This window comes from Sporomusa sp., assembly GCF_057736855.1.
In genome coordinates, this window is sequence record NZ_JBYKYF010000027.1 from 2,189 (window position 1) to 13,958 (window position 11,770).

Here is an 11,770-nt window from a genome sequence, read left to right on the forward strand (position 1 = left end):
GAAAGATTTATCATGATTGTACGTATAAATGTAGCGTCCAAAAAAGGTTTCTGGAGTCTGGTTCATTTGCCGAAGCATTTGCACTAGAAAGGTATAGCCGGAATAACTAAGCGGATCTGTAAAAGCAACAGTCTTACCTTTAAGATCAGTTATATCATTGATTTGGCTATCTTTGGATACCAGAAGATATCCCTGATAATACGGCCGACCCATCCGTTGTAATGCAGCCAACATCTCAATCTCGTCAAAACCGCTATAGTTTGCGTATTCCCCAGCAGAGAAGAAGGCGATATCTGCTCCACCATTTAAAAGCAGCAGGGCAATTTCGGCATAACTTTTACGTTGAATCAGAATAACTGGCCTGTCTACCTGCTTGCCAAGATACTCAGCAATATTGCGATAATGCAATACCGTCTCCTGCGGTAATAACACAGAGGAAATCGCCACCCGCAAAGCCTGAGAATCGGCGTTATCGGTATCTATGGCCGGCGGCATTTCTACATCATTAAAGTTGATGTACCTGTTCGTATTCAGGAAAGAACTACACCCCGTTAAGCTGCAGATTGCTATCATCATAATAAGCAAACAAGCAAACCGCCGCCAAACCTTTCGCTCCATATTCAACCTCCCAAAGAAGAAATTTTTTTTGTCAACTTTTATTATCACTTCTCCTTGAAGAGCAGTAATTCCTCTCAAAATTACTGAATTATATGATTGTAAAATAATAACGATTTCTCCGTCCCCGTCTCGGGACATTACACTAGACAAACTTTGATATTTTTGTGCAACTGACTATATAATAAGACTAATCAAACAACAGGAGGTACAACCTATGTCCTTTTGGCTGGCCAAAACAGAACCTACCACTTTTAGTTACGATGATCTGGAGCGCTTAAAAAAAGATATGTGGGATGGGGTTCGGAATTACACGGCTGCCAAACATATAAAAAGCATGAAGCCTGGTGACCTCATTTATATCTATCATTCTGGCAAGGAGAAAGCCATTGTCGGTGTAGCCGAAGCAGTCTCTGAACCCTACCCTGATCCCACGGCTTCTGATCCACGGTTTTTCACGATTGATGTCATCCCGCATTACCGCTTACAACGTCCGGTTACCCTGCATGAGATTAAATCTATACCTGACTTTGCCGATTGGGAACTTGTTCGTCAATCCCGCTTATCGGTCATGCCGGTTTCTGAAACCCATTGGCATCTCATTCAAAAACTGTCCAAACAAGCGGCATTCTCATAAGATAAAAAGCAAGGCCCTATTCCTTGAAGAAACAAGGATTAGAGCTATTTTCCGCTGTAAGTTGTATGCACCCTACAGTGTAACAACTTTGGTTGCAATATTGTTGCAAAACTCACGATCATGCTCTACAAACAAAATCGTGGGAGAGTATGAAAGCAGCAACTCTTCTATTTGCATACGCGAAATCACATCGATAAAATTAAGCGGTTCGTCCCAGATATACAAATGCGCTTTCTCACAGAGACTTTTGGCAAGCAGTACTTTTTTCTTTTGTCCAGCACTAAAATCAGCCATATCTTTTTCAAATTGAACCCTTGCAAAATCAAGTTTTCTTAAAATCGCCTTAAACAGACTTTCATCAATCTGATTCGCTGCAGCATAATCGGTTAAACTGCCCTGAAGAAAAGAGGTATCCTGCGGAACATAGGATATTTTCAGCTGGCTTGCCTTTTTGAAACTACCTGTATATGAAAGGGGTTCACCGCAAATCAGTTTAATAACACTCGACTTGCCTGATCCATTATTACCGCAAAGCGCGATTCTGTCACCCTGCTCAATAGTAAAACTTACTCCCTCACAGGCAGGCTTTTCACTATAACATATCGCTATATCTGTAAGCTCCACAAGGCGATCTGTATGAAATGCAAGCTGAGAAAGTTTTAACCGTTCAGAGCTTTCAATATTTTTAAGCAGCTTAGACTTGCTGGCCATAGCCGCTTGCTGTCTTGCTTCTATTGTTTTGGAACGTTTCATCATCTTGGCAGATTTATGACCGATAAAACCCTTATCTGGCTTAATCCCGGAGTTTTTAGTCCCCTTTTTTGTTTTTTCCACTTTGTCCGACCAAGTCGATGTACGTTTGGCGGCAGCTGACAAGTGCGCAATTTCTTTTTTCAATTTTTCGTTTTCGGCTAGTTCAAATTGGTCTTGTCTTTGTTTATTTTCCCACCATGACGAAAAATTGCCTTTTTGAATTTCGATATTGGCTTTATTAATAGAAAGAATGTGGTCAATGCAATTATCAAGAAATGCTCTATCATGAGATAGCAAAATATAGCCGCGTTTCGTTCGGAGATAGTCACTGACAATTTTTCTGGCATGCATATCCAGGTGGTTTGTTGGTTCATCAATTAATAAGAAACTATTTTCTTTAAGAAATAAAGTAGCAAGCAATATCTTAGTTTGTTCCCCGTGGGAGAGTGTATGAAAAGGACGATATAACACATCCTCAGAAACTTGCAGTAAAGAAAGTTCACGCATAACCTGCCAATGAAGATAATCTGGATAGATGCTTTCAATTACATCAATAGTGTTATCTTCCGGGTTAGTTACCTGGAATGGAAAATACTCAAAGTTCACAGATGCTGATATATTGCCGCTGTATTCATATTTGCCAAGCAACAAATGGAGAAATGTAGTTTTTCCCCTGCCATTTCTTCCCGTGAAACCTAATTTCCAATCGGTATCTATTTGAAAACTCACGTTTTCGAATATGTTATCATAACTGCCATCATAAGCAAAAGTTAGATTGGTAACACTGATTAAAGACATAAGATATCCTCCTGCATAAAAAATATAGAGCTGCAAGAAAGAACAATTCCTTGCAGCTCAAAAATACAGCACAAAGCCAAGCCCCCATTAGGCATGGCGAGGATATATTTCGAGTGAAAAGAATAGTATCTTTCTTGCATAAGCATAGCAAAACAAGCGGTATTTGCCGCTTATACCCTACTATGCTGTTAAACATTAGCAAGAAAGATTACTTCATCTTTTCAGCTCCCAATCATTATTTTTTATAAAAATATAATATCATACTGTACCCTAAAACGCAACAAATGGAACCAGCATGTTATGTACCTTTCCTGACATTGCTTGCAGTAATATACTCTACCGCCATATAGGTTTCTGGAGCTTTATTACAAAAACAAACAGGTCTCAACCATTGCACTCTGCATGTAAGACCTGTTTTCACTGTCAGAAAATCTAACTTGGAATGTATATAGATATGATATTAAATCACATTTCTTATAGGGTCGACTTGCTGCGAACAAGTATTTTTTATGCCTATAAAAGGAATATCTGATTTCATAAATAGATACCAGCTTATCAATGCCAGAGCAGAAAATATCGCCATAATAGCCCCTAGACCGACTACAATATTGCCCCATGGCATGGAAGCTACTACCATACCGCCACTGCCCATGACAGTAAACAATATTCCCATCAAAGACACCGCCGAACCGGTGTCCCCTTTGAGTTGATCAAAGAGAATATTAGTACTAAAGGGACGTATTGCCGCACCAGTGAGCGACATGATAATAAACGAAAGCAAAAACGCAACTGGCGATAAGGTACCGATAGTCATTACCAAAAGGCCGCTTACCAGGCTTAAGCCGAACGCCCCTATGGCAACCGTGTTTTTCTTACAGCCGCTTAAAAATCGAACATAGATAAATGGCCCGGCAATTGATAAACAGGCATTAATGGCAAAGAAATAGCTGTATTCCAGTTCACTGATCCCGAAATAATTAATATAAATATACGAAGAAACAGCAATATACCCCATAAACGGGAAAGCACTTAACGAAAAGATAACAGCCGGAATAAAAAAGCTCTTATTCCTGGCGACAACCACCAAACGGCCCAGTGCTGCCAGAATATTACCCTGGTTTCTTTCCTGCTCTTTTAGCGTTTCCTGGTATAACAGCGTCAACACGAGATTGACTACAGCAATGAGGCCTAACGTCCAGAAAGTCCCCCTCCAGCCAACGTACTGGATAATGAAAACGCCAATAATCGGGGCCAGCATGGGCGCAAGGGCTGACATGGATTGCGTGATTGCCAGAATACTTTCTCTTTTTTTGCCGGAAAAACAGTCCTTAATCATCGCAACAGAGACGGATGTAACACCACCAGCCCCAATTCCCTGGAAGGCCCTTGCCGCAATTAGCCAATAAACATTGTCCGCTGTGGCACAAAAAACACTACTTAAGAGATACATCCAATTGCCTGCAAGCAGAATCGGCTTACGTCCATATTTGTCACTTAGGGGACCCCATATCAGCATACCTATTGCGTAAAAGAAAAAGAACGAACTTAATGTCAAATTAATGATCGCAGCATCACAATCAAAGTTCTTCCCCATAGAAGGCAGTGCCGGTAAATACAGATCTGTTGAAAGCGGAATAAACATATTCATTAACGTAATGAAAGCTGTAAGACCTGCAGTACCTAAATATTTCTGTGTTACTGATGGGTTCATTACCTCTGGTTTATTCATATACGATTCTCCCAAACTAGTTTAAAATTCATTTTTAATACTAATGTTTTGCAGCGTCTATGTATACCAAAAAATATTGCATGATTCACAACAATAGACATCTGCAAAACATAACTCATTTCTTGCCTGCCCATCTGTCCCAACTCACAAAATACAGCAGGAAAAAAGCTAGCAACAGTAATTATACGCTTTTAAGACTATTGATTGCAAGGATGCTGCGCATGGTAAAATACATCTTACAACAAAAATAAGTCGAGAAAAAAACTCCTCATCACCGCAGAACATGTTTCTTATTCTGAAACAATGTTTTGCCAGTATAAGAGGAGTTCATAGGAAAAGCCGAGTTACCCGTTACGGCTCCCTATACGATGACTGTCCGCTGGGTTTACAATATTTCGTTAGAAGTAATCTGTACGGAAAAGTCACCTTTACTTGTACGTTTAATGACGCCCTTTTTACCGGCACCATCATCTACAGTAATTGCCTGGAGGTTATGGCTTATCAAAAAATTAAGCACATCCTGTTTGATAAAGGCTTCCAGCCAACCTTCTTGGAATTGGCTTGTTCTGCATGTTGTAGTACGTCTGTTGTCATAATGAATCCTCTCCCTTTTTCTGCAGATAATACCAGCAATATTCTCGAAACCAAGCTATTGCTGCATTATTTTTGGTAACCAGCATTACCAAAAACGCCCATTATTTCTTTTCGCTATGTAATACCTGATTACCTTTTACTTTTAAGACTAACGTTTAATAAACACAAGGAATTTAACCTGTAAATAGTAAAGCCGCTGAGCATTGATGGCTCACCGGCTTTACGTTTTTTTCCCTTACGTTAGACGAGATGACCCGGAAGTTACCGTTTGTTTACCGATATATTCATTTTAGGGTTGAATTTTCATCTTTATGGCAATGGCTCCCGGGTCACCGCTAACAACCTTACAAATCGAAAGTTTTTCTTTGACTGAGATAACTTGAATGCGAGCCACCTCGTGGATGGTTTCATCAAGAACTTCACCCGTGTCAGGGTCCCGTATAATGTCCGAGTTACCGACGGTAAATAGTTGCCCAACGCTTACGCCTTCCCGGCTGCCGCGATTCATATATACAGTATCACCAATTACTCGTGTTACGGTTCCTGACCAGGGAATATTAGGCAATTGCGCGATCATCCATTGACAGCCCTGTTCTACCGCATCCTGTATGGCTTTGCCGACATTGCTTTTCTGGAAGTTGGCATATGTGCCTGACCATTTCGATCCGTAGTAGCCTATACCAAGACTGCTGCTGGTGGATTTTCCTACAACACTAGTGGAAGCAAGCACCTGGCCGGTCGTGGAGTCAATCATATACATGGTGATATTGACCTCTGCCTTGCCGCCACTGGCTCCCAGCGTTATTCCCTTAATATTAACACCGCCGCCTGAACGGCCAGTATCCTGGACATGGGTTATGGCTCCTTTAACCAGTATCCGAGCTGGTGTCATCTGGCCAGTTACAGGGGTCTTTCCCCCTTGCACTGTCCGGCCAGAACTGGCAAAGTCCTGTTCTTCCAGTGCTTCCTGGCGCATGTCTTTCTCACCAAGAACAATAAAGCGGCCGCTTTGGTTAAGAACGTCAGTAAGCACCATGCCCCAGGCATCGCCGATATCCCATTGACCAGACCAGCCAGCCTGATTCTCAAACTTGGAAACGGTGACGGTGTAACGCAGCCCGCCGGCTGCAGACGCAGATGCCGTTTGCGGCGCTACAACAACAGTAAGCACAAATAACAGGATAATAGTAATAGCCATTGATCTTCCTATTTGATTTTTCACCCTGATATTACCTCCTCGTGGCTGAATAAAGATGTCTGCTTTGTTAATGACTGCCTCCCTCATAGGTTTAAATGGTCGTAGCTTTGTCGATGTACAACCTGTCCTCTGCGATCTGTTCAAGGCTACTGCCAAATAGGCTTTACCATTCAGGCAGCAATCTGGTCTTGAAAATAGTCTTTAATCTGGAAAAGCAGATAGAAGAAAAGTACATCCACCGCCACGCCAAAAAAGCTGAAAGAAAGCAAATGGGAAATACATCCGATAAGTAAAGCATAGAATGCGATTCGCCAGCCTTTATACTGCTGGTTTATCATCAGGTAGCCGCCATAAATGACCATAACCTGTACAATCAGCGTAATAACGTAGTAAGCCATCATGAATAGGTGGAAAAAACCCTGACTGTACATGGACGGATACAATCCGTAGGAACCGAAGAAAAACCGTACTGGATAAAGCCAGGCTAGCAATCCTAACACGCCAAATATTATCATAATCCACGGATAAATTTTTGCTACAGTCTCCTTCATAGTGACAGGTAATCCCGGCAACCGTTCAATAAAGATTTCATTCATTTTTTGTTCCAAACTATCCATGCAACCCCTCCATTCATTACCAGAACTTTCATAATTATTCAGAATAATGCTATTTTACCAGTCAATTCTCAAAAAAAACTAAACAAAAACTAAACATATAAAAAAGGCTGTCTCATACAATCATTTGAGACAGCCCTTACAGGGCTATAACTCTTGCTAACCTAATATAAATGGCTTTAATCCAGCAAAAATAAAATTTTGTATTCAAACAACGAAAAAAGGTTTTTGTGTTAAACACAGAGTAATACAATATTATTCATCTCTACCTCCCAAGGAGGTGTTCACCGTTGCCTGAACTTCTATGCAGTAAACTGTCCCCGCCCTATGCGGAACAATCCTGATCGAACGACCACGCTTGTTACAATTATTACCAGCAGGGAATCCCGGAGGGCAATAGTGCTTACTGCGCCTGCTGGCTATGGCAAAACGGCGTTGATGCGTCAATTAGCTGTCCACATCGGCAAGCCGCTGGTATGGTATCAACTGGACGAATACGATAATGACCCGGCTTTATTTTTGCAATATCTTTTGGCAGGAATACAACGGCACATTCCCGGTTTCGGCGCGGAAATATTACCCCTGATTGCTCAAGGCGATATCAGCGCCCGCCAACGCCTACTGGCCATCACTTTGGTCAACAGTCTTGCCGAGCAAGCTAGCTCCGCCTTGGTCATCGCATTGGACGACTACCATCTTGTAAACAATCCGTTAATCCACAATTTGATTTTAAGTTTTCTACATAATAGCCTTCCCGCCAGTATCCATGTAATTATCGCCACCAGAACCGCACTGCCTTTTTCCGTTTCTCGTCTTGGTTTGCAAGGATTGGTCACAAGTCTTGATATGGAAGCCCTGCGCTTTTCCCGCCAGGAAATCGCAGCCTTCTTATCCATTACCTGTCCAGATATATCGGAAAAGGTCATTGAAACACTGGAGCACAAAACCAATGGCTGGCCGATGGCTATTGGACTGGCCGGAGAATCGCCCTTGACTCTGAATGAGTTCCTGGTTGGCCATGATACAAAAAGAATATATGATTTTCTGGCGGCCGAGGTCTTTGACCGACAAACCAAAGAAATACAGGAGTTTCTTCTGACCACCGGGTGTTGGATGTCATGACCCCCACCATTTGCGACCGGCTGCTGACAAGAACAGACTCAGACCAAGTATTGGATTACCTAAAAAAGCAACAGTTATTTCTCATCCCACTGGCAGGACACCAAAAAGCCTATCGCTACCATCAACTCTTTCGCGATTTTCTCCAAAATCGCTTGGGAAATAAACGTAAGGCGTTGCAAAAACGCGCCGGAGAGCTGGCCAGAGAAGCTGGGGAACCAGACCAGGCCATAGAGTATTTTATAGCCGCCAGTGCTCATGCTGATGCCCTGTCTCTGATCAAAGAAGCCAGTCCTGAACTATTTCGCCGCGGTTGCTGGCAAACAGTGGCCCGTTGGCTAAAGCCGCTGACCAAGCAAATACCTGCCGACCCCTGGTTATGCCTTTTCCAGGCCAAGATTGAAGCCCATCGCGGCCTATTGGACGAAGCGGAAATGTGGGCAACGCAAGCGGCGACGTAGTTTAGTGAAACTAATGAAAAAGAAGGACTTATAGAAACCCGCATACTCCAGGCCCGCATTCTGCGGGGCCGTGGTCGTCATGCCAATAGTCTGAATCTATTGGAGCAGCTTTCACCGCAAGCAACCAGCACTCATAATGACTGCCGCTTTGATCTGGCTATGGAAAAATCACTTAGTTTATTTTTCACAGGAAGTTATGCCGAAGCGGAAAAGCTTTTAACCGCCAGCTACGCAGCGGCACAGCAAAATGGCGATACCTATGCAATGGTCCATACATTAGAAGGCCTAGGCAATATTTATTATGTGCAAGGCAACTATGCAAAAGCTCTCCAGGCCTACCGCAAGGCGGCACATTTACTGCCAGAACATGTCGTACCCATTTTCTACATGCAAGATAACATTCCCGCCATATTACAGGACTGGGGAGAGTTAGAGCAAGCGTTGGAACATGCTAAGCGCAGTGTAGTTATAAGGGAAAACTTCGGCATTACTGAAGCCCTCCCCTCTGCATACGCGCAGTTGGCCAGCCTTTATGCCGACTACGGCAATTGGCAATTAGCCGAAAAGTATTATAACCAGGCTATCCTGCTCATCCGGGAAAACAACGGGGATCGTTTTTTTCTGGTTCTGAACCCGGTTCTTTGGGCCCAGTGCCTAGGACTTCAAAACCGCTGGATCGAAGCCCGGGCCAAAGCGGAAGAGGCACTGTCAGAAGCACGACCTTTCTCACCCACCACGCCACTTTGCATCCAGTGCTCAAACTAGGAATGGAAGAAGGGATTGAAGTAACATTTATTCATCGCACCCTCATCCGACTGGGCGAACGGGCGCTACCCTTCCTGCTCGAACTGGCTGATCATAAGGAGGCGAAAGTGCGACTGCGGGTAATCGCTCCCTTGATAGAAATCGGCGGAACCCAGGCGAAAAAAACTGTCCGCTCACTAGTAAACGACACCGATCCGGAAGTACGACAGGCTGCATGGTTAGCCGCTCCGCACCTTGCTATCCCAACTATTTGGGGTGATGCCGCGACCACCAGCAAACACTTGTACTTCGTTACCCTTGGTACCTTTCGACTGTTTAAGCAAGGGACGGAAATCAGCAATATTCATTGGCGCACCGCCAAAACCCGCGACTTGCTCGCATATCTTGTCCATGTTGAAGATCCGATAAGCAAAGAAAGAATTCTGGAAGATTTGTGGCCTGACGATAAACCAGATAACGCCAATGCCATCTTCCACACCACATTGTATTATTTACGCCGACTTCTGGATAAGCTTGGCTATCCAGACTCTATACTATACTGTAGCAAACGCTATCAGCTCCGGGCAGAATTGTTTTCCTGTGATCGGCAGAAGTTTCAAAACCTACTCTCAGCCGGACTGCGCAAGAACATCACCCCAAAAGAGTCAGCCACACATCTAGAAGAAGCAGTGAAACTTTACCACGGAGATTACCTGGAGCAGTTGGATTATCTTTGGCTTATCCCCTATCAGGAAAATTACGCTGATAATTTACCATAAATATTTTTCATGATCTCAGCATAGGTATAGCCAGCCCGTGTCAGCGGGTCGATTATCTGCTTCTTGCTTTGGGGAACATATGTCCTTATCATAGTTAGTTTCCACCAAAACTGGTATTTGCCGAGTGCCGCCGGTACTATCACTGACTCAACAGCCTGAACAGGTAAGGAATCTTTGTGAAAAATCAATTCACCTTTGCCAGCAATAATTGAATAAATGGAAAACTCACCATCGGTGGTTTGCTCCATATTGCCGTCAAGTTCATAACGTTCTACAGCGAAATATTCATTTGCCACTAAAAACGTTACCGACAAATGGGAATTAACAATCCGCCGCAATCCGCGAATTTTTCCCTGTATGGCATTGGGTTGATCGTTCATGGCTTTCAATGCTTTTTCAATATCCAGCGGGCGCGGCTTTCCGGATGAGGTCACCCGATTATAGTCATACATGCGATAGGTTATATTCGAATTCTGCTGAATTTCTAATGCCACGATTCCTGCCCCCAAGGAATGTACCGTACCGGCAGGCACATATACAACGTCGGTTGCTTCAACATCTATATAGTTCAGCCAGTTTTCAAAACGTTGTTCTTTAATATACCGATTAACCTCTGAACGCGTAAATCCTGGCTTGAAATCATATACAATTTTGGCACCAGGTTCTGCTGCAAGAATGTACCACATTTCATTTTTTCCGTAGATTTCGTTTTCCAACTGTTTGGCCATTTCGTCGGAAGGATGCACTTGCACCGACAACTTGTCACTGGCATCAATAAGTTTGATCAGTATAGGAAAATGGGTTGCATATTTACTATAAATATCATGTCCTACCGCTTTCTCTTTATAGGCTTTAATCCAATCTGTAAGCGGTATGCCGATATACTTACCATTAGCAATAACGTTTACTCCGTCAGGATGGCAGGATACTTCCCAACTCTCACCAATCTTGCCCTCAGGTAGCCTGCGCCCAAATTTTTCCAACGTGCGGCCACCCCAGAGTGATTGCTTGTATATTGGCGTCAACTTTAACGGATATAACATAATTCTTCCTCCAAAATATGATAGTAAGGGGGCTAAACCTAAGCTTGACGATAAAGCTTACGGTCTATCCCCCACAAAGTTAACTTGCCAATCCTAATTTAGCTTGGGTTACTACTGCCAAAACTTCAGTTGCGGCATTAATTACTCTAACATTATTATTTAGTGTTATGTCAGCAACAGTTATTTTTTCTCCTAACCGCTTGGTGCTAACATCAACTTCCACATATTCTGGGAGCGTTTTCTGTCTTCCCCGGATCATAATTTCCGGTCTAGCTACCTGTAATGCCAAACTTCTCCTCTGTAGAATATCTTGTCCGATAAATACTACAGGAACGCTTATTTTCAAGGGGGTGTTATCATCGATAACTTGCAAGGCTATATGAATTAGCTTGCCGGTTATCAAATCCCTTTGTACTTCTTGGACAACGCAAGGAGTAATTTCATTATTTATTTTTACCTGGATTCTGGGATCATAAGTATGACGCAGCAATTTTTTTAGCCGTCTTTCTTCAAACTTTACCGGCTGAGAACCAGCTAAATTCCCGCCATATACTACTCCTGGCACAAATCCGTCCCTTCTTACCTTATTCGCTTTCTCCGTTCGAGGAATTGCTCTTATACATTCACTCATGGCATACATTACCTCCTTCTAAAAAATTACATTTTTCAGAATGATAAACATCATG

Annotated in this window: 12 protein-coding genes; 5 read left to right on the plus strand and 7 right to left on the minus strand. The window is 42.9% G+C overall.

What is annotated here, in order from left to right:
* On the minus strand, positions 1-618 hold a 618-nt coding region (locus tag AC29Z1_RS03340; protein WP_488270041.1), incomplete at its 3' end, for a PhnD/SsuA/transferrin family substrate-binding protein.
* A 214-nt stretch (positions 619-832) separates the two neighbouring features.
* On the opposite strand from AC29Z1_RS03340, the gene AC29Z1_RS03345 reads away from it, so the two are divergent.
* Positions 833-1,252, plus strand: coding sequence for an EVE domain-containing protein (locus AC29Z1_RS03345; RefSeq protein ID WP_488270042.1), 420 nt, complete (start codon positions 833-835; stop codon positions 1,250-1,252).
* A 72-nt stretch (positions 1,253-1,324) separates the two neighbouring features.
* Here AC29Z1_RS03345 and AC29Z1_RS03350 read toward each other — a convergent pair whose 3' ends face one another.
* The 4 genes from AC29Z1_RS03350 to AC29Z1_RS03365 all read right to left on the minus strand — a co-directional run bounded on the left by AC29Z1_RS03350 (position 1,325) and on the right by AC29Z1_RS03365 (position 6,941).
* The gene (locus AC29Z1_RS03350) at positions 1,325-2,803 is read right to left on the minus strand and encodes an Lsa family ABC-F type ribosomal protection protein (RefSeq protein ID WP_488270043.1); all 1,479 of its coding nucleotides are present in this window, start codon (positions 2,801-2,803) and stop codon (positions 1,325-1,327) included.
* A 460-nt stretch (positions 2,804-3,263) separates the two neighbouring features.
* Positions 3,264-4,532 carry a multidrug effflux MFS transporter gene (locus AC29Z1_RS03355; RefSeq protein WP_488270044.1) on the minus strand — a complete coding sequence of 423 codons (1,269 nt, stop codon included), beginning with the start codon at positions 4,530-4,532 and terminating at the stop codon, positions 3,264-3,266.
* An 883-nt stretch (positions 4,533-5,415) separates the two neighbouring features.
* Positions 5,416-6,348, minus strand: a complete 933-nt coding sequence (locus AC29Z1_RS03360) for a CsgG/HfaB family protein (protein WP_488270045.1) — start codon at positions 6,346-6,348, stop codon at positions 5,416-5,418.
* A 146-nt stretch (positions 6,349-6,494) separates the two neighbouring features.
* A complete protein-coding gene (locus tag AC29Z1_RS03365) occupies positions 6,495-6,941 on the minus strand; it encodes a hypothetical protein (RefSeq protein ID WP_488270046.1) in 447 nt (148 codons plus the stop codon).
* 324 nt (positions 6,942-7,265) lie between these two features.
* On the opposite strand from AC29Z1_RS03365, the gene AC29Z1_RS03370 reads away from it, so the two are divergent.
* The 4 genes from AC29Z1_RS03370 to AC29Z1_RS03385 all read left to right on the plus strand — a co-directional run bounded on the left by AC29Z1_RS03370 (position 7,266) and on the right by AC29Z1_RS03385 (position 10,041).
* Positions 7,266-8,060, plus strand: coding sequence for an AAA family ATPase (locus tag AC29Z1_RS03370; protein WP_488270047.1), 795 nt, complete (start codon positions 7,266-7,268; stop codon positions 8,058-8,060).
* Positions 8,057-8,518, plus strand: a complete 462-nt coding sequence (locus AC29Z1_RS03375; protein WP_488270048.1) for a winged helix-turn-helix domain-containing protein — start codon at positions 8,057-8,059, stop codon at positions 8,516-8,518. Before AC29Z1_RS03370 ends, AC29Z1_RS03375 begins: the two co-directional genes overlap by 4 nt.
* Positions 8,519-8,617: 99 nt before the next feature.
* Positions 8,618-9,283 carry a tetratricopeptide repeat protein gene (locus AC29Z1_RS03380; protein WP_488270049.1) on the plus strand — a complete coding sequence of 222 codons (666 nt, stop codon included), beginning with the start codon at positions 8,618-8,620 and terminating at the stop codon, positions 9,281-9,283.
* Positions 9,271-10,041, plus strand: coding sequence for a HEAT repeat domain-containing protein (locus tag AC29Z1_RS03385; RefSeq protein ID WP_488270055.1), 771 nt, complete (start codon positions 9,271-9,273; stop codon positions 10,039-10,041). The genes AC29Z1_RS03380 and AC29Z1_RS03385 overlap by 13 nt, the downstream gene beginning before the upstream one ends.
* On the opposite strand, the gene AC29Z1_RS03390 is transcribed toward AC29Z1_RS03385, so the two are convergent.
* Entirely contained in the window at positions 10,020-11,084 is a 1,065-nt protein-coding gene (locus tag AC29Z1_RS03390) for a type I phosphomannose isomerase catalytic subunit (RefSeq protein ID WP_488270050.1), read from the minus strand. The genes AC29Z1_RS03385 and AC29Z1_RS03390 overlap by 22 nt on opposite strands.
* A 79-nt stretch (positions 11,085-11,163) precedes the next feature.
* Positions 11,164-11,715: a 50S ribosomal protein L25 gene (locus AC29Z1_RS03395; RefSeq protein WP_488270051.1), complete on the minus strand. Its 552-nt coding sequence runs from the start codon at positions 11,713-11,715 to the stop codon at positions 11,164-11,166.
* Positions 11,716-11,770 lie beyond the last annotated feature (55 nt).